Source organism: [Clostridium] symbiosum (genome assembly GCA_036419695.1).
GTDB classification, from domain to species: Bacteria; Bacillota; Clostridia; order Lachnospirales; family Lachnospiraceae; genus Otoolea; species Otoolea symbiosa_A.
The window spans coordinates 4421177-4441262 of sequence record CP143946.1 but is presented as its reverse complement, the minus strand read 5'-3'; the positions used below and the strand labels follow the sequence as shown (position 1 = coordinate 4441262).

Genomic DNA, 20086 nt, shown 5'->3' with positions numbered 1-20086 from the left:
TTTTAAAGGGAGAAAAGAGATGGGAGATTCATCCGGATCAATGTTATATGCCGTTGCCGGTTTCCTGATTTTATATTTTGCCGGAGTGATAATCTATAAAGTATATGATATAATAAAAAGGACAATCGGCAGGAATTTGAAAAGACAGCGGAAGTCCTGACGGCACAGACAAAGGTAACAGAAACGTAATCACACAGAGTAACAGAAAAGAGGATGCGGTATGCAGGCTATCGATATTATCATTTTAACGGTTGTGGCGGCGCTGCTGTTCCTGGCACTCCGCTCCACCCTGAGGCATTACAGCGGTAAGGGCGGCGGTTGCTGCGGCTGTTCCGGCTGCTCGGGGGGAAGTTCCTCCTGCAGTATGCAGAACAGCGTAAAGACCGTTCAAAGCGCCAGGGAGTTCACCGGAGGAAACAGCCTTTCTAAAACTCTTCAGATTAACGGCATGCACTGCAGTACCTGCAAGCAGTCCGTGGAGAGCGCTTTGAGCCATGTAAACGGCGTCATCTGCGCAGATGTGGATCTAAAGGCAGGTACAGCCGAAGTGTTCATGAAGGAGGAAGTGACGGACTCAAAGCTTAAGGAAGCAGTGGAAAATAAAGGATTTGAAGTGAAGGAAATCCGAAAGGCGGGCTGACCGCGGATTCGGAACCGTAAAAATACCGGCGGTACGGAAAATTTCCCATACCGCCGGTATTTTTATGAATAGGATGATGTCCCGGTTTTAACAAATCCGGCTAGAAACGGAACAACAGGAAGACTACCGGTGTTGCCAGAATGAGTGACAGCACGACTCGTTCAAACCAGATAATCAGTATATCTTTAATGCTGAGTTTGATATCGGTTCCGAGGATACACGGAATGGATGCCGAGAAGAACAGAATCTCGGAAACACACACGATAGCGATCACAGCCTGGGAAGCCGGAGAACCTGCGGCTACGATGTTAGCCGGAAGGAACATTTCGGCAAGGCTGATGGCGCAGCCCTTGGCGACCATAGCAGCCTCAGAGCCAAAGCCCAGCAGCATGGCAAACGGAAGGAATAAATATCCCAGAATATCAAATACAGGAGTGAAAGCCGCAAGTACAAGGCCGAGGAAACCGATTGCCATCAGCGTAGGCCCGATGTTGAGCGCCATATTGAGTCCGTCGATAAAGTTTTTCACAAGGCCGTCAACAAATTTCGGCGCGCGTGCACAGGCACGTAAACCTTCATCCACGGCAGTGGACACCAGTTTTCCTTTTTCAACCTTCGGCTCGGGAATGACTTCCATATCGTTATAGCCCTTATCCGATTTTTTGCAAAGCGGATAGATGCGGGTAGTGATGGCGGTAACCACAAAGGTGATAATCAGGGTAGCCCAGAAATACAGGTTCCAGTGATCCATCAATCCCAAGGTTTTTGCAACCACGATCATGAAGGTGGCGGACACGGTGGAAAAACCGGTAGCAATGATGCTGGCTTCTTTTTCGGAGTAAAATCCTTCTTTATAAACGCGGTTTGTAATCAGAAGACCTACGGAATAGCTGCCTACGAAGGAGGCCACCGCATCGACTGCGGAACGCCCTGGAGTCTTCCAGATTGGACGCATAACCGGTTTCATGAATACACCGATGAATTCCATGAGGCCGTAATTGATCAGGAAAGAGAGGAATACGGCTCCTACGGGTACGAGGATTGTAACCGGGATTACTACTTTGTTAAATACGAACGGCAGCATGTCGGGAGTGTGGAAGCTCTCCGGTCCCCAGCCGAAGATCGCCATGCCTACGACACCGATGCCGATTACTTTAAAGATTGAAAAGATGGTTGTTACCACGTCTTTGTTCCAGGTTTTGCGAACGAATGGGAGGATTGCTCCCACAACGACAACCAGTCCCGCATAGACCACCTCAAAGTGAGGGATGGAGCGGAGCGCCGTCACAATATGATCGATGGGAATTGATTTTTTACCGCCTACACTGATTGTGATGAAGAACATAAAGATGCCAATCAGATTTAACAGGACGAATTTCATTACGTTGGAGCTGCTTCTTGAATTGTCAGTCATTTTCTTTTCCATGTCTGTTTCCCCTTTATCATTATTTTTCCGATACGTATCAAGTGAATAAAGTATAACATAAATAAAGTCTAAAACGTTTTTTTACACAATATTAACAGCCGTTGTCTATCATAATGACATTATCTTATATGAAATGTACATAAATCTATAGGAGATTCATGGTATAATTGGGCAAATAGTAGTAAAGAAGTTAAGAATATGATAAAATCGAAGGGACAAACCGGAAAAATAGGAAATGAAAACACCCTAAAAAAAGAAAAAGGACTGGTCCGTGATGAAAATGAACCTGAAGAACAAGATTACATTGAATATCTGTATCATTGTTATTTTATCCCTCGTTGTCATGTGCACTTCTCTCTATGCAATGTCTGCTTCGATTCTGAGTGAGGATTCCAATACATTTACCGAGGTCCAGATTTTAAGGGCCCAGGAAAAAATAGAACTGCAGGTGGATAAGATACGCCTGGAAACACTGGCCCTGTCCAAAGATCAGCGCGTCAGGGATTTTTTCAAGGGGAAGCTTAAAACGGAGGAAATGAACCGCTATCTCACGGATGAGATGGAGGTCATGAACCAGGAGGCGGAAAGCTATTATTATAAAGATCTTTTCTGCGTGGCCCTGGACGGCGTCATCACCTCATCGACGATGCCCAACGCTATGTATGTGGATCTTTCGAGCAGAAAATATGTCCAGGAGAGCTTAAAACGCAGTACGACGGCGACAAGCGATATTCTGATTGCCCTGACCGACCAGGCCAGCATCGTTAATACGACACATCCTGTATTTGACGAGGATGGACGGATGCTGGGACTGTTCGGAATTGCTATCCGGGCGGAGAAGTTTGTCGGTTTCATTAAAAACTTTGCCATTGGGGAAAACGGCTATTTCTCCATTGTCGATTCGAACGGGCTGGTGCTGTCCCACCGTGATCCGGCGCTGATTGGCCATCCGGCCGATGAAGTGCTGCCCTTTTTCTCCGAAATGAACGGGGAGGAACCGGGAGAAATTTACAAGCATGTGGACCATGACTATGTGTGCTCCTACAAGAAAATGGATCAAAATGACTGGGTGCTGTATACGGTGATGCCGAGGCGGGAACTGGCTGCGAAATCGCTCCAGCTTTTAAAGTCCGTTATCATATTCGGCACGATTATATCGGGCTGCGCCATATTTGCCAGTATCTATTTTTCCAACAAAATTTCGTCGCCGATCGACAGTATCACGGAATATATCAACAGTGCGGAGAGTGGGAATGATTTTCTGGGAAATTCGATCAGCGAGACGATAGAAAATGTGAATACGAATGTGTTTGCCAAGGAGGCCCATGCACTGATTCAGAAGTCCAGGACACTGACGGCGTCCCTGGAGATGAAATCCTATCTGACGGCGCGTTTCCTGTCCGCCTTGTCCCACGACATCAGAACGTCCCTGACCCTGATTAAGGGATATTCAAAAGGGATACTCTCGGGCCTGGTGGAAGACGAGGAGACGAAGGAGCGGTTTATCCAGGAAATATACAGGAGCGCCGACACGCTGGAACGGATTTCCTATGATGTGCTGGACAGTACTTATGAGGCGCAGAACAGCGAACAGATTAATAAGGAGACCGTCTATGCGGAAGAATTCTGTGAATCGCTCTACCAGACGGCCCAGGCCTATGTGGAGAATTCCGACCGGCTGTTTGAGGGGAGCCTTGAAAAGGTGAGCGGCAAACTGTTTATCAGCGATGTGAAGATTATCCGCGTGTGGCAGAATATGCTGAGCAATGCGGTGAAATATTCTGCGCCCTATTCAACGGTTACGGTCCGCATTGCGCTTGAAAACGGGCAGTTTCTGTTCCAGATAACGGACCAGGGAATGGGAATCAGCGAGGAAGAGCGGGAGTATATCTTTGATATGTTCTATAAAGGGGATCCCTCACAGAAGGAGAGTTATGGACTGGGGCTTTACGTATCCAAACGGATCCTGGAAGCACACGGTTCCAGACTCTGCTTTGAATCGGAGCCGGGAAAAGGAAGCACATTCTGGTTTACGCTCCCGGCCGTGGCGGATACAAAAGCAGACGCCTCTGAGGCAGAGGCGTAATGGCGAGGGGGCTCCTGTACGCCCAATATTACCGCAGTTCGGCTTCAAACATATATCCGACGCTGCGGATGGATTTGATGAAGCCCTCCCCGCCGCCCAGCTTCAGGCGGAGACGTTTAATGTAAGTATTTACGATATTTTCATCATACAGATCGCTTTCCCATACGTCGGCCAGTATCTGTTTTCTGCTGACCGCGGTGAAAGCGTGATCGACCAGGTAGACAAGCAGACGGAACTCCGTGTTGGACATGCGGATCTCCTCGTTTCCCTTTGTTACCCGGTATGCGCTGCGGTATATCTTGTAATCCTCAAATTCGATTGGAGCTTCCATGGTGCGCGAGGCCTTAAAACGTTCCACCCGCCCGATATGGGCGCGCACCCTGGCCAGCAGTTCCACGGGATCGAACGGTTTCACAATGTAATCATCGGCTCCGGCGCCCAGGGCCTGTACCTTGTCGAAGGAAGCGGCATTTGCGCTTAACATGATAATCGGAACGTTGCTGAGCTGCCGGATGCGGCGGCACACTTCGACGCCGTCCATTCCGCGCATATTGATATCCAGGATAATGAGATCCACGGTTTCGTCAAACAGTGCCAGGGCGTCCTTTCCGTTTTCAGCACACAGGGTCAGAAAACTATACAGTCTCATATATTCTTCCAACATTTTTACGACTCGCTTGTCATCATCTACAATCAGGATTTTTTTCATTGGCGTGTGATTCCCTCTCAGAACATTATTTTCGTGATGCTATAATCTTATTATAGGAAGGATGGGGAGGGAAAGCAAGGGGAGGTTGAAAAATGAGGGGGCTTTTGCAGGGGGATGGACTGGGGAGGATGGGGGTGAGGTCTTCAGTCCCAGGCGAGGATGGTTGCGGAGGGGGGGAATACGGGTAAAAAAATTCCTACGGGGACTCGCTTGCGCTTGTGGAATGCGAAGCGGCTGCTAACCTCGTATAAGACCTCGGTAAGCACCGTCGGATTCCAAGGTCCCCTGCGGAATATTTTCACCCTCCTTCCCCCGGGCAGGTTGTCGATGGGACTGAAGACCCAGCGAAGGGGATCGGCCCCAGTCCGTCGGCCCTGCAGAGGCCGGTGGCCTCTTTTTCAAAGGGAGAGGAAGATAGGGCAGAGGAATTAGAAAATAGTAGAAAGGCAAAGGAGCAGACACACAAAGCAGAAGACACACGAAGCTAGCAGCCGCTGCGCATTCCACAAGCGGGAGCGAGTCCCCGTAGGAATTTTTTCGGCTCGGATTCCCCGTCCTGCCAATCCCCTTCGCCCGGGACTGAAGACTCACTTTCCCTGCCTCCCATCCCAATACCACTTCTTCCTGCCGCATCCTCATTTCTCCCATCCCCCAGAAGAAACATTTCTGCTTGCAATCTATTTACGGATCCAGTATAATTAGAGTAACCGGTTTCTCTATGAAAAGTTCGACTAATTATTACAGTGTGCAAGTGCGCAGGAGGGCATAAAAAATGGTGAAAGATTATCTGGAAAAAGTGTATTCGGGATTTCTGGGAATGAATATCGGAATTCGTCTCGGAGCTCCGGTGGAGCCGACTATCTGGAGTTATGACAGAATACGGAAGACTTATGGAGAAATCACAGATTACGTGAAGGAATTTAAAAATTTTGCAGCCGATGATGATGCCAACGGCCCTGTATTTTTTATCAGGGCTCTCTATGATGATGCAAAAGACAGGGAGCTTGTACCGCAGGATGTTGCCAGAGCCTGGCTCAATTATGCCAGGGAGGGCGTCGGCATGTTCTGGTGGGGCGGCTATGGAACAAGTACCGAGCATACCGCTTACCTGAACCTGAAGAACGGCATCGAAGCGCCCCAGTCGGGTTCTATCGAGCAGAACGGGCTGATTCTGGCGGAACAGATCGGAGGCCAGATTTTTATCGATACATGGGGACTGGTAAATCCCTGCAATCCGAAGAAGGCCGCGGATTACGGCGAGGCTGCGGCCAGCGTATCCCACGGCGGGGAAGGCGTGCTGGGAGCCAGATTTTTCTGCGCAGCCATCGCCAGGGCATTTGAGTCAGACGATATTTTTGATATAATGGAGACAGGGCTTGCCGAGATTCCAAAGGACAGCTTGTATCACCGGGTGGCCGATGCGGTTCTCGATTTCTACCGTGCCCATCCGGAGGAGGAATCATGGCGCGACTGCTACCAGATGCTGGTGCGCGACTGGGGATATGACAAATACCAGGGGGTATGCCATATTATTCCCAATGCCGGAGTCTGCTTTATGGCGATGGCCTATGGCAAAGGACATTTTGACAGAACCGTTGAGATAGCGACAATGGCAGGCTGGGATACGGACTGCAATGCGGGCAATGTGGGCACGGTTCTCGGCGTGGCCTGCGGACTTAAAGGCATTCCGGATCGTTACAGGAAGCCGATTAACGACGGAATTGTGTGTTCCAGTATTTCAGGATATCTGAATATCCTCGACATACCGACCTTCTCAAAGGAGCTGGCACTGCTCGGTTACCGCCTGGGAGGAGAGGAGGCTCCGGCAGAACTGGCGGGAAGCTTTAAAAACGGGGAAGTCCATTTTGACTTTGAACTGCCGGGCAGTACCCACAATATGCGCCTTTCGGATCCATTCTTCTGCGCCCTGTCCCATTCGCAGGATCAGGCATACAGCGGCAACGGCTCCCTTAAAATCCTGGTGGACCGCATGGTGCGCGGAGACCAGTGCAAGGTGTTCTACAAACCGTTTTATACAAGAAATGATTTCTCGGATGAGAGATACAGTCCTGTATTCTCCCCAACCGCATATCCGGGACAGAAGGTAACGATGAAACTTTACCTGGATCAGTGGGAGGGGTGGGAGACGCTCGGAATCGCCCCTTATGTACATACGGTTTATGGAAAAGAAAATCTGCTTCAGGGCTATATCAAACTTATTCAGGAACAGTGGATCAGCGTCGAATTCACGATTCCCGATGTGGACGGCGACATTGTGGATGAGGTCGGAATTGTGATTGAGGGATATTCCCCTTCAAAGAAAAAGAGCCTTGGCCTTATTTATCTGGATGACTTTACGATTAGCGGGCCGTCGGCTTACACGATTGATATTAAAAAACAGAAAAAAGAATTCGGCTGCGTCACACCGTTCTCCACCGATCACGGGGCATGGGACCTGTATGGCGGCACGCTTAACCTGATGCGTAACGAGGAGGCCTTTGCCTATACCGGAAATTATTACAGTACGGATTACAGAGTTTCTGCGTCTGTTACGCCGCGTCACGGCGCATCCCACCTGATTATCGCAAGAGCGCAGGGCGCAAAGCGTTTTTACGGTGCAGGTTTTGATGAGAAGGGAAAGGCCGTATTACTCAAGAACGACTTCGGTTTCCGGACGCTGGCTGAGTGTGATTTCCCGTGGGAATATGACAGAGAATACAGAATGGAGATGGAATGTATCAACGGCCGCATAGAATTTAAAATTGACGGAAAGAAGGTTCTGGAAGCGGAGGATGACGGGTTTGCAAACGGAATGTTCGGTTGCGGTTCACTGAAGACTGGGCGCACTTCCTATGCGGACTTCGCCTACGAGGATATACGTGAAGAAGTTTGAGGAAAACAAGGGGAAATAAAAAACATGTAATTCATAAAACAGTATCATAAATAACGGAAAGGTCAGGCTGATGTCCACGGGAATGCTGATTTTGGAGTGCGCAGCAGCCAGGAGAAAGGTTTGGGTGTAAGGATGAAAATATTGAATTTTGGTTCCCTGAATATTGATAATGTCTATACCGTGGATCATTTCATACGTCCCGGTGAGACGATGAGTTCCCTTGGGATGGAAGTCTTCTGCGGCGGGAAAGGACTGAACCAGTCTATCGCCATGGCACGTGCAGGGGCACAGGTCTGGCACGCAGGCGCCGTGGGCAGGAATGACGGAGATAAACTGCTGGAACTTCTGGCGGAATCCGGCGTTAATACAGAATTTGTGCGTAAGACGGACGGAGTATCAGGCCATACGATTATCCAGGTGGATAAGGACGGACAGAACTGCATCATTTTGTACGGCGGTGCAAACCAGGAAATCACGTCCGGCCAGATAGATGAAACGCTGTCTCATTTCGGGGAGGGAGATATCCTTCTGCTTCAGAACGAGATAAACGGACTTGCCGGGCTGATCGAAAAGGCATCGGAAAAGGGGATGAAGATTTACCTGAATCCTTCTCCTGCAACAAAGGAACTGCTGGAGCTGCCGTTAGAACTCGTGGACTGCTTTATCCTGAATGAGGTGGAGGGAGCCGATATCTGCGGACAGGAGGCTAAGGAGGAGGAAATTCCGCGTCTTCTGCGGGAGAAATATCCACGGGCTGTGATTCTTCTGACGCTCGGCAGCAGGGGATGCATTTATTACGACGGTGAAAACCGCTATGAACAGCCGGCTTTCCGTGTCAACGCGGTTGATACGACGGCGGCCGGTGATACATTTACAGGGTATTTTATTGCCTCGGAAGTAAAGGGGAACACGGTGCCAGAAGCTCTCTTGAGGGCAACAAAAGCCGCGGCCATTACCGTAATGGGAAAAGGGGCTGCGCCTTCTATTCCCTGGGAAAAGCAGGTAGAAGAAACGGAATTGCCTTAGCGTGTGATGCATCTCTTGCAAAAAAACAAGCTTCACATACTCGGGACAGCCCTGAAAAGCCGTAAGGCGGAGCGCCTGCGGCTGCTTAAGTCTTAAATCAGGCGGGGGAATGTATATGGAAACAAAGACAAAATACAGCATTTCACAGATTGCGGAAATCTGCGGCGTATCCAAGGCGACCGTATCCAGGGTAATTAACAACAGCCCGTGCGGTGTCGGCGAAGCCACGAAAGAGAGGGTGCGCAAAGTAATAGAAGAACTGAATTACAGGCCCAATGCTCTGGCCAGAGGGGTTGCGGTGTCGAGATCCAGGATGATAGGAGTGATAGTTCCGGATGTATCCAACTTTTTCTATCCGAAAATTATCAGGGGAATCAGTGATTACCTGGAGAAAAAGGATTATTCGGTCATTGTCTGCAACTCCGACTACAATCCGGAAAAAGAGGCGGGGTTACTTATGTCGCTCGTGGATAAGAGGGTGGACGGCGTGATCCTCTGTTCCGGTATTTCCAACAAGGCGTTTCTGGAGCAGTACAGAAAGTATCAGGTGCCTTTGGTACTCCTTGGGCGTACCTTCGACAGCAGCGTGAGCGATGCAAGCATCACGGGTGACAACGTGAAAGGTTCCAGAAAAGCGGCTTCCTATCTTCTGCGTGGCGGAAACAGACGCATTGTTTACGTGGAAGGAAATACGGAGCTTTCCGGTTCCAAACAGAGGCTGCAGGGGTATAAGGAAGCGCTCAGGGAACATGGAATTGAGTTTGACAGGAAACTGACGCTTTCGGGAGAATATTCCATTGAATTCGGGCGCAGGGCGGCAGAAGAGCTGTTAGAAAAAAAGGTTGAATTTGACGCAATTATGACGGGCAGCGATTTGATTGCGATCGGTGTCATCTCCGGGCTTCTCGATGCGGGGAAGAAGATACCGGAGGAGATAGAGGTCATGGGCTTTGATAATATCGAGCTGGCGGAAGTGTTCCGCCCGGCCCTGTCTACCGTCTCCAAACCTCACTATGAGATGGCGCAGCATCTGGCAAAACAGATGATACGGATTATTGAGGGAGAGGAAGTGGGACTCAGCCATATGGTGGTGGAGCCTACCCTGAAGCTGCGCAAAACAACAAAGGCGCGGGATTATGATGCGGAATACGAAAAATAAACGTGAATAAGACATACGGACAAAGAAATTTAATAATGAAACTCAATTTGAAAGATACAGGGAGCAGAATTTCCGGAAGGAAAGATTCGCTTCCTGTATCTTTTTTGATTCATAGGAAATTACGTCCTATGAATCAAAAAACGCTCCGCGAGGATGCACATGCCGCGCGGAGGTAAATAGTCGTTGGAGCAACCGCGCGGCAGCGCAGGAATCCCGCGGGCGGGATTCTTTGTCCCATCATAGGACGCCTGCCATGCTGAAAAGCGCTTTTACAGTGGAAAATCAAGTAAGAGTTAACATAAATAGCCAAATAATAGGAAGAATTAGGAAAACGGTTTATCTAAAATAAAGAGAGTACAGAGTGGTAAAGAACAGGCTTTTCCAGGGAAAAACCAATAAATAGTGCAATATGCTAAAAAACACGGGTGGTAAATTTAATAAAATATACAATTGATATCAAAGATTAACTGTGTTATAATACCAATTAGAGAGAAACCGGTTACTTAAAATTACAGAAATGTACAGTGCGTAGAAAAGGGGGAGCCTGTATGCAGGCAAAGGTAGAAAAGAAAACAGGAAATAAAAATAAAACGCTGCAGAGAATGTGGAAAGACAGGGTACTTTACCTGATGCTGGCGCCCACGATTATCTACTTCCTGATTTTCAGGGTATGGCCCATTATCAACATGAGGCTGGCCTTCTGCAATTACAAGGCCAAGGGGCCGTGGGAATTTGCGGGGCTTAAGTATTTTAACATGATATTCAAGTCGTCCACATTTATGGAGATTTTGAGAAACACGCTGATTATCAGCTTTATGAAGTACATATTGCTGTTCCCGTTTTTTGTGATTTTCGCATTGCTTTTGAATGAGATACGGTGCGGAAAGTTCCGGAAATATGTTCAGGTTGTTTCCTATATGCCGCATTTCCTTTCATGGGTTGTTATCGCGGGTATCTGGATTTCCATGCTGTCGGTTTCGGGCGGCGCGGTAAACCAGATCATGGGCTGGTTTGGAATCGACCCGGTTGACTTTATGACGAATAAGGGAGCAATCCGATGGGTTCTGTTTTTCTCGGAGGGATGGCGGAGCCTTGGATGGGATTCCATCGTGTATTTCACGGCAATCCTGGCTATCAGCCCCGACCTTTATGAGGCAGCCACCGTGGACGGCGCGAAGAGGACGGATATCATCCGTTACATTATCCTGCCGGCCCTGATTACACCGATGACTACAATGTTTATCCTGAATCTGGGCTTCTTCATGACAGCCGGATTCGACCAGGTATTCAACTTTACAAACCAGTCCGTCAACAGTGTGATTGATATTCTTGATACATATATATATCGTATTGGACTTGAAAGCGGCCAGTATTCCCTGGCGACGGCAGTAGCACTGATTAAAGGCGTAGTCGGAGTTTTCCTGGTTCTGGTTACTCATCTTGTCTCTAAAAAGATGACTGGGAAAGGAGTGTGGTAAGAATGAGAAAGAAAAAATTCAGCATTTCACAGCTGCTTCTTACGATTCTTATGCTGTTCCTCACGCTGACTATGATTGTACCGCTTTTACACATTCTTGCCCGTTCGCTCTCCGACCCGCTTCAATCGGCCGGGATGAGCAGCCTGGAGGTATTGCCGAGGGGCTTTTCGCTGATTAACTATCAGGTTCTGTTCAGCAACAAGACGTTAGTACCGTCGATTTTTAACTCAATTTTCATAACGGTAGTCGGTACATTTTTAAATATTGTACTTACGGCTCTGGCGGCGTATGTGCTGACACGTCCGGGATTGGTAGGAAAGAGAGTTCTTATGGTTTTCTTCATCATCATGATGCTCTTTGACCCGGGAATTGTTCCTGAGTACATGACAGTGAAGAAAATAGGCCTGATGGGAAGCCAGTGGTCTGTGATTCTCTGTATGGCGGTTAACGTATATTATCTCGTTATCATGATGCGTTATTTTGAAGATGTACCGGTTTCCCTCTGTGAGGCGGCAAAAATTGACGGTGCAGGCCATCTGAGGATTCTGTTTTCCGTAGTTCTGCCCCTGGCAAAACCGGGAATTGCGACATTGACTATGTTCTACGGCGTGACAAGATGGAATGAATATTTCCGTTCGGGAATCTACATTTCTTCTATCAAGAAGGTGCCGCTGCAGGTAATTCTCCGTAAATTTATCGTGGACAGCGATGTTACCACGATCATCGGCACGCAGAACCTGCTGAACTACAACGACCTGGCAAAAATTGATTATACGGCGCTTCAGTATGCGACAATTGTGATTGCCGTTGTGCCGATTCTGCTGATTTATCCGCTGGTACTTAAGTACTATACCAAGGGAATCATGTCGGGCGGAGTTAAGGAGTAAAGACAGGGAACGGCTTCGGCCGTTTGCACGCGGCATTCACAGGCTGCCGCACACAAAAGGGATGCAAATAAATTAATCATAAAATGGAGGAGAAAAAATGAAAAAAGCATTGGCACTGATTATGGCAGCAGCGCTTGCAGGGACCAGCCTCGCGGGGTGTGGCGGCAAAGCGGAAGAGAAAACCACGGATACCAAACCGGTGGAAAACGCAGCAGAGAACGGGGGAGCCGCACAGGCGGAGGGAACATCGGAGTGGCCTGCTATCGGTACTGCGGATTCACCCGTGGAAGTAAAAGTAATGATTAAAGATGTTTTTCCGGATGAAGAGGATGTACAGCTCTTAAGAGAAGCGATTAATGAGAAAATGGCAGCCCACGGACAGTATGTGGATTTACAGTTTTTAGAGCCGCCGGCAGGAAGCTATGCAACGGCAGTTCCGATTGCCATGATGAACGGTGATGTGGAAGCTGATCTTATTTACTTCCAGGGCGGAGACCTGGCGCTGGCACAGCAGGGGCTGTTTGAAGATTTAACCCCTTATGTAGAAAAATCCACATTTGTGAAGAGCATTATGACAGATGTGAATAAGACCCGTATGGCAAATTATCCGTACCTGATTTGGCTGGCTCCATCCAGAATCCAGATTCCGGCGATGAGAAAAGACTGGGCGGAACAGCTTGATTCTTATGAAAAATTAATCGCAGACCCAACCGTAGACAATTACTACAACCTCTTTAAAGAAATGAAAGATAAAGGCCTTGTAGAGTACGCATTTACGGCAGATGGCAGCACCGCCCGTCTGGACAGTATTTTCAACCAGGCATTCGGCGTAACAGGAACCATTGTAAAAGAAGACGGAAAGTGGATTTTCAGCAAAGAAAGCCAGGCAGAAAAGGACAAACTGGAATTCTATGCAAAACTTTATAAAGACGGTCTTCTGGACCCAGAGTATCTGACCGATACCTGGGACACAATGGAGCAGAAATTTTACGAAGGAAAAACAGGAGTGATTGCCGGCACACTTCCCTCCACACAGATTTATGATAATAAGATGCGCTCTGTAAACGGCGAAGAATCGGAACTTGTCATTCTTCCTCCGGCAAAAGGTGTGGCACAGGGGTACAGAGCAGAAGACGTAACAAAAGAAGAGCGCGGTTTTGCAATGAATATCGATTCTGAGAACAAAGATGCGGCGTGGGCGGTCCTGGAATTCATGGCAAGCCCTGAAGGAAGAATCTTAGATAAAGTTGGCATTGAAGGCAAACATTATACAATCGAAGACAACAAGATTGTATTTACCGACAGATGGCCTGAATGGTGGGCACGCTTCTGGGATACGACAAACAACTTTGACCCGCAGGATCCGTCTCTTGCACAGCCTGTACTTACAACGGTAGGACAAAGTGCGTTTGACAATCTGGAAAAATATCTTGTACAGGATGTCAATATTCTGATTCCGGAAGAGATGACACCACAGTGGGATGCAATGAATGGATATTATAATGAGTATTCGGCAGACATTGTAAGAGGCGTAAAATCGATCGACACATTCAGTGAGATGAAGACAAAATGGGAAGAAGCAGGCGGAAATGAATTCGAAAGCCTTTTAGTTGAAAAGCTGGGCAATCCGTGATAGCTGGGCAATTCCTGTAATTTAAAGCGGATAAATAGCATTAAAAATAACTAATTTATAGCAGGTAATAGCAATATTGATTGAAAAATAAGCGGCAGAGGTAAAACAGGAGGATGACAAATGCTGACAAGAGAAGAGTTTAAGAAAAATCCGGAGCTGGTATTCGACAAGGCCTATGGTTCCTTATCGGGGCTGGCAATCGGAGATTCTTTCGGAGATGCTTCAAGAAAGCAGGAAAACCGTGAAAATTATGCCATTACAACCGATTTTAACAGCAAAGCATCATGGAGTACAGATGATACAGAGTTCGCACTGCTGACGGCCAAAACCCTGATTCGCTGCGGCGGAGAGCTGACATCGGAGGAAGTGGTTAAATCCTGGCTCGAGGATGTGGCAATACAGGATGAATTTAAGCGCGGCGGAGCCAGCGAGATTGAAGCAGCCAATAATTTAAGAAGAGGTTTCCGTCCTCCTCTGTCCGGTAAATATAATGCGTTCCATATGAGTGACGGTTCTGCAATGCGTATCGGGCCGATCGGTATCGTATGTGCAGGTGATCCGGAGAAAGCAGCGGCAATGGCGAAGATTGAGTCGGAAGTCAGCCATTTCCGTGACGGCGTATGGGGCGCACAGGCGGTGGCTGCCGCAGTTTCCGTAGCCATGGTAGACGGCAGCATGGATGAGATTCTGGACGCTGCAATGAACGTGATTCCGGAAGAGTCCTGGCTTCACTATTCCATGAACCATGCATTTGAACTGGTGGATTCCGTGGACGGACATATTTTCGACGTATGGATGCAGCTTCACGACGACCTGCGCACCAGCACCTGGGCCACGACGGCGGAAGCCATCCCTTCTGCATTTGCCTGCCTGAAAGCAGTCAACAAGGATTTCAGGACCGGTGTTGTAGTAGCCGGGAACTTCGGCAGGGACGCAGACACCATCGGGGCAGTAGCCGGAACAATTCTGGGCGCCAAATATGGAGCTAAGGCAATGCCGGCCGCATGGATTGACAAGACCAGGTTCCCAACAGGAACATGCCTGACATTTACGAAGGGAATTGATATCAGGGACTATGCTGAGAAGCTGGCTGAAATTATTATGAAATAAAAAAACAGGGGAAATTTTCAGTGAACCGCGGAATCGCTGAAGGTGAGTACAGCCCCCGTCCATTGGCAGAGAATGATTTGTGCCGGTGGACGGGGGCTTTTTAGCAGCTGCGGCGTGAAATGCAGACAAATGGTAAATATTTCAAGGATCCGGAAGGATACCGATTATTACCTGCAGATTTTGCAGGAAATAATTGCAGGAAATCTTTGCTTTCTCACCCGATAGCGGTTATAATAGAAAAAGAATTTTCAAACATACGTACGGAGGAATCTATGTCCACAACAGACCCAGCGGTAACCCCCATTTTGAAATGGGTAGGCGGCAAACGTCAGCTTCTTGAGACGATCGTGCCGCTGATACCGGAACACACAACATACTATGAGCCGTTTGTCGGCGGAGGGGCGGTGCTGTTTCACACACAGCCCGGCAGAGCGGTGATCAATGACTCGAATGCCGAACTGATTAATATATACGAAGTGATCAAAGCGCAGCCGGAGGAGCTGATTGCCTGTCTGGAGCGTCATAAAGAGAAGAACAGCCAGGAATATTTTTATGAAGTGCGTTCGTTAGACCGCGACAGGGAGAAGTATGAGACAATGCTTCCGGTGGAGCAGGCAGCCAGGATTATCTACCTGAATAAGACGTGTTACAACGGCCTTTTCCGGGTGAACCGCGCCGGAGAGTTTAATTCCCCCTGGGGAAGATATAAGAATCCCAATATCACGAATGAGGCGACGATACGGGCGATGAGCCGCTATCTGAACAAGGCGAAGGTGACAGTTCTCTGCGGGGACTACAGGGAGGCTTTAAAGGGAATCAGGAAGGGGTCATTTGTATATCTGGATCCGCCCTATATGCCGCTCAGCACCTCGTCCTCTTTCACCGGATATACTGCGGCCGGATTTGGGGCAGAGCAGCAGAAGGAGCTTAAAAAGCAGTGCGATTTGCTGAATAAGAAAGGAATCCGTTTCCTGTTATCCAACTCCTGCTGTGATTTTATCGAAGATTTATATAAAGATTACACCGTGGAGCGCGTGGCGGCCAAGCGTACAATCAACGCAAAGGCGGACAAGCGCGGAGCCATCGATGAAGTGCTGGTGAGAAACTATGAGCTTGATAGATGATAAATGGAAGCTGCTCTTTGACCGATATGAGATAGAGAAAAAGGTGTCGGAGAGCGGCCCTTTTTGTATTACGGCCGATCAGATCCGGGAATATAAAGAACCGAGGCTGATGACAAAGTTTGATACAAGGGAGTCTCTGCCCTCTGTGTTCGGGAGCCGTCTCGGTATCCTGCCCGTGACAAGGGGAAGCTATGTCATAGGAGAGTTTGATCTCTACGCCGATTTCCCAGAAGCCGGAGACGGAGTAAGCGGGAAACGCCCGGGTAAAGTGAAGAAAGCGGCGATCCCGGACTATTATGAGACGATTGATATCAATGACATCCGTTCGGAGGCGGGCGCGATCAACGTGATGGGAATTTCCGGAATACTGGATGATTTTCTGGGAGGGGCAGGCTTTAAACAGACTGTCTCCGGCCGCATGGCATCCGGTAACTTTTCGTTTCAGGTAAATCCCGTAAAATCCGCGGCGAAAGCCGGAGGCTGGCAGCTCACAGTCAACAATTCCCAGGTGGAGATAGACGGAGGGTTTGAGGACAGGGATACCTTCGCCGTGATAGAGGGAAAGAATGTCGTGCACAGTAATTTTCTGGTCCGTCAGCTCTATTACCCATACAGACTGTGGAGCGGGAAACTGGCAAAACCGGTCAGGCCCGTCTTTATGGTCTATTCCAACAATATTTTCCGGCTGATGGAGTATGAGTTTACGGATCCGTTCTGCTATAATTCCATCCGCCTGATCAGGGAAGGACAATACAGCCTGGAGGATACCGATATTTCCGCCGCGGACTTAAGAGACGCATGGGAACGCACTGCGGTAAAACCGGAACCGCAGGTTACATTTATCCAGGCCGACAGTTTTGAGAAGGTAATCTCGTTGGTGGAGCATTTGAATGAAAGCCCCCTTACACCGGCTGAGATAGCGGAAGTGTTCGGGTTCCGGGAACGCCAGTCGGATTATTATTTTAACGCATGCAGGTATCTGGGGCTGGCAGTGAAGGAGAAGGACGAGGACAGGACGGTCAGGGTGACGATCAGCCCTCAGGGGAAAAAACTTTTGAAACTGAATTATAAGGCCAGGCAGATCCGCTATGTAGAGCTGATCCTGGAACACGGTATTTTCCATGAGCTGTTTGAAACGGTTATGAGAAGTGGAGAGATTCCCGATAAGAAATATATTGAAAAAAAGATACTGGAACAGAATCTTTGCAGCAGTAATGTGGCGGGGCGCAGAGCCTCGTCGGTGAGCGGCTGGCTGAAATGGATGACCGGGCTGGTACAGCAGAACTAAAAAATCCGGGAGCGGTTAAGCTTCCGGATATATTAATCTGCTGTCGTCGATGCCTTCCAGCACTTCTCTCAAAAATTTGTCAGCCAGGTATTTTGCCATTGGAAGATTCATATCGAGATAGTTTCCGCAGTCCTTTGCGCAGGCTCCCGGAACCTCTCCCTCAAAGTCGGCGATAAAAGTAAACATCCCGGTCATAAGCGGCACGATATCCGCAGAACTGAAGTCCCCGGCCAGCAGCAGGTAAAAACCGGTCCGGCATCCCATCGGCCCAAAGTAAATGACGCGATCCCTGAATACCTCGTGATTTCTCAGATAGGTGGCTCCCAGATGTTCAATCGTATGAATCTCGGCGGTATTCATGACGGGTTCATAGTTGGGGCGTGTCATTCTTATATCAAAAGTGGTAATCACACTGTCCCCGGCCTTGTCTTTCCTGGAAACATAGACTCCAGGCAGCAGCTTTAAATGATCGATGGTAAAGCTGGTTATTTTGTTCATAATCTGATCCATGATAAAAACTCCTTTCGAAAAAATCCGGTGTTATGAAAAATGTCTCTACACTTTTATCCAAAGCTTATTTGTAAAAACCCTCTACATTCTAACAGAATCGTATATGATGCGCAAGGCAGGGATTTAGTTGAGATGTGAGGACGCCTCTGTAAGGCGGCGGACGGGGGAGTGGGAGGGTGTGTATGAGTCTTCAGTCCCGGTTTATAGGGTGTGGTGGGGGGAATCCAGGAGAAAAAATTCCTACGGGGACTCGCTTCCGCTTGTGGAATGCGCAGCGGATGCTAGCTTCGTGAGAAACCTCAGCAAGCACCGGCGGATTCCAAGGTCTCCCTCCGGAAAGTTTTCTCCTTCCTTCCCCGGGCAGTTTGTCGACGGGACTGAAGACTCAGCGAAGGTTGTTGCCCCGTCCGCCGGCTTCAGGGCTGATTGTCTCTTTCGCCAAGTAAGGGGGAGGTATTGTCGCAGCCACTATGTAGTCGTGAATCTTTTACCTTATGAAGGTATTCCAGGCTGTATTCAGAGAAAAATTCAAAGCTAAATTTAATGATGAATCAAATAATTCAATGGTTATTCAAGGATAGGTCAGGTGCCAAAGCTCAGATTCATCAATTGAATACCATACAGAAAATCACTTGACAATATAGAGTGGCATTCTCCTGAAATTCGAGGAAATGTAGTGGCAGCGACAATACCTCCCCCCTTGAAGGAATAAGAACAATGCAGCGGCCGCAGGCCGGGGTAAGGGATGGTGAAAACCTTCGCGTCTTCAGTCCCGGGTCATAAACTTCCCGTGGGGAATCCGGGAGAAAAAGATTCCGCAGGGAACCTGGGAGTTCATCGGCACTTACCGAGGTTTATCACGAGGTTAGTGTCCGTTATGTACTCCAAAGAGCGCAAGCGTTTCCCGCAGGAACTTTTTCTGCCCGGATTCCCCACCCGCGACAACTTAACGCCCGGGACTGAAGACTCACCTCCTCCCCTCACCATCCCGCCCCCCGGCCGTCCCGGCCGCGTTCTCATTCCTCACCCCCTTATTTTTTAAGCTCTACCGTTATTCCCTCCGTATCCCTGGTATCCTGCCGGATAAGTTCTCCCGTTTCCTCATTCCTCTGATATATCGTATAGGACATTTTCCAGGTCATATTGTGGAACCGGTTGGCTGGAAGGCGTTCATCCCGTGATTCTTTTAAATAAATTATGTTATATACATCCGCCGATGTCCCCGGATACAGCAGAACCCAGTCTGAGGATTGAAGGGATTCATCTATTTCGGGCGTCTTTCCGTTAATCGCCATGTTGTAGGTCCGGAGTGAAATGACATGGTCACCGGTATTTACCACGTTTGCATTGAATGCATAAGCGCCTGGAAAGTTTTTCAGGGAGGATTCGGCAGTAACTTTCACGTTTTCGTCGCTGTATATTTCAGTTCCCTCAAACGGCGTGAGGGCTGTTTCAGACGGATGCTCCGTTTGTGTAAAGCCGGGAAGAGTTGTGTAGGTGCGTCCGTCTTTTTTGTATTTCATGAAAAAGGAAGCACCCAGGGAATTGATATTTTTGATGCGCTGGGAGGTAAAGTAAAATTCACTGATGGAAACAGTGAGCGTCTTGCTGGAACCCGGAGCGATATCACCTGTGAAATCGGGGTTAACACCGACACTTTGGCCGTTGATATAGAAGTATCTGTTTGTCACGCTGACCGTCTCGCCCGATCCGTTTTCCACCAGAAAGCTGATATCCAGGGATGGCGTTGAAAAATAATCATTTACTTGCCATTCCGATGGGGTTATAACCACTCCGTTGTGTTCGGCTACAGGCGTTTTTACCAGTTTATTATCCTTGATGCAGGTATTGATATCCTCCGCAAAGGACGGAATGCACAGGGCAACGGTAAACACATACACAAAAAACCACATTACAATCGATTTAGAACTGCTTAATTTCTTCATAATTCTGTCCCTCCCCGCGGCGGTAAAACGGCACATATCTGGTTTTCAGTTATTTACAGTTTATCACAGCGGCGCAGCTCCGTCCATGGTATTTACATGACTGTCCGCCTTATGAAAGGCGGCAATTTTTACAGTACACAGAAACGGGAAAAGGGGCCGCTTCGCGCCGCA

General features: G+C 48.5%; 15 protein-coding genes. 11 read left to right on the top strand and 4 right to left on the bottom strand.

All coding sequences use genetic code 11. From position 1 onward, the window contains the following. Positions 1-220: 220 nt before the first annotated feature. Positions 221-640, top strand: coding sequence for a FeoB-associated Cys-rich membrane protein (locus V3C10_19890; protein WVP61538.1), 420 nt, complete (start codon positions 221-223; stop codon positions 638-640). A 100-nt stretch (positions 641-740) separates the two neighbouring features. Here V3C10_19890 and V3C10_19885 read toward each other — a convergent pair whose 3' ends face one another. Next, positions 741-2066 carry a YjiH family protein gene (locus V3C10_19885; GenBank protein ID WVP61537.1) on the bottom strand — a complete coding sequence of 442 codons (1326 nt, stop codon included), beginning with the start codon at positions 2064-2066 and terminating at the stop codon, positions 741-743. A 274-nt stretch (positions 2067-2340) separates the two neighbouring features. On the opposite strand from V3C10_19885, the gene V3C10_19880 reads away from it, so the two are divergent. Next, positions 2341-4152 carry a sensor histidine kinase gene (locus V3C10_19880; protein WVP61536.1) on the top strand — a complete coding sequence of 604 codons (1812 nt, stop codon included), beginning with the start codon at positions 2341-2343 and terminating at the stop codon, positions 4150-4152. 28 nt (positions 4153-4180) lie between these two features. Here the strand turns inward: V3C10_19880 and V3C10_19875 are convergent, their stop codons facing one another. Continuing rightward, positions 4181-4861 (bottom strand): response regulator transcription factor, encoded by a 681-nt coding sequence (locus V3C10_19875; protein WVP61535.1) that lies wholly within the window; start codon positions 4859-4861, stop codon positions 4181-4183. 772 nt (positions 4862-5633) lie between these two features. Between V3C10_19875 and V3C10_19870 the strand changes: the two genes are divergently transcribed. From V3C10_19870 to V3C10_19830, 9 genes are all read left to right on the top strand, one after another. Continuing rightward, positions 5634-7754: an ADP-ribosylglycohydrolase family protein gene (locus tag V3C10_19870; GenBank protein WVP61534.1), complete on the top strand. Its 2121-nt coding sequence runs from the start codon at positions 5634-5636 to the stop codon at positions 7752-7754. 132 nt (positions 7755-7886) lie between these two features. After that, positions 7887-8780, top strand: coding sequence for a ribokinase (locus V3C10_19865; GenBank protein WVP64674.1), 894 nt, complete (start codon positions 7887-7889; stop codon positions 8778-8780). 115 nt (positions 8781-8895) lie between these two features. Continuing rightward, complete coding sequence (locus V3C10_19860; GenBank protein ID WVP61533.1) at positions 8896-9939, top strand: LacI family DNA-binding transcriptional regulator; 1044 nt, start codon at positions 8896-8898, stop codon at positions 9937-9939. Between the two features lie 548 nt (positions 9940-10487). Continuing rightward, entirely contained in the window at positions 10488-11417 is a 930-nt protein-coding gene (locus tag V3C10_19855) for an ABC transporter permease subunit (protein ID WVP61532.1), read from the top strand. 2 nt (positions 11418-11419) lie between these two features. Next, positions 11420-12304, top strand: coding sequence for a carbohydrate ABC transporter permease (locus V3C10_19850; GenBank protein WVP61531.1), 885 nt, complete (start codon positions 11420-11422; stop codon positions 12302-12304). A gap of 97 nt (positions 12305-12401) precedes the next feature. After that, positions 12402-13937 (top strand): extracellular solute-binding protein, encoded by a 1536-nt coding sequence (locus V3C10_19845; GenBank protein ID WVP61530.1) that lies wholly within the window; start codon positions 12402-12404, stop codon positions 13935-13937. Between the two features lie 120 nt (positions 13938-14057). After that, on the top strand, positions 14058-15047 hold the full coding sequence (locus V3C10_19840; protein WVP61529.1) for an ADP-ribosylglycohydrolase family protein: 990 nt from the start codon (positions 14058-14060) through the stop codon (positions 15045-15047). 272 nt (positions 15048-15319) lie between these two features. Further along, a complete protein-coding gene (locus V3C10_19835) occupies positions 15320-16171 on the top strand; it encodes a DNA adenine methylase (protein ID WVP61528.1) in 852 nt (283 codons plus the stop codon). Continuing rightward, positions 16155-17459, top strand: a complete 1305-nt coding sequence (locus tag V3C10_19830; protein WVP61527.1) for a hypothetical protein — start codon at positions 16155-16157, stop codon at positions 17457-17459. Before V3C10_19835 ends, V3C10_19830 begins: the two co-directional genes overlap by 17 nt. Positions 17460-17474: 15 nt before the next feature. Here the strand turns inward: V3C10_19830 and V3C10_19825 are convergent, their stop codons facing one another. Further along, the gene (locus V3C10_19825) at positions 17475-17969 is read right to left on the bottom strand and encodes an S-ribosylhomocysteine lyase (GenBank protein WVP61526.1); all 495 of its coding nucleotides are present in this window, start codon (positions 17967-17969) and stop codon (positions 17475-17477) included. Between the two features lie 1031 nt (positions 17970-19000). Beyond that, the gene (locus V3C10_19820) at positions 19001-19915 is read right to left on the bottom strand and encodes a hypothetical protein (GenBank protein ID WVP61525.1); all 915 of its coding nucleotides are present in this window, start codon (positions 19913-19915) and stop codon (positions 19001-19003) included. Between the last annotated feature and the right edge of the window lie 171 nt (positions 19916-20086).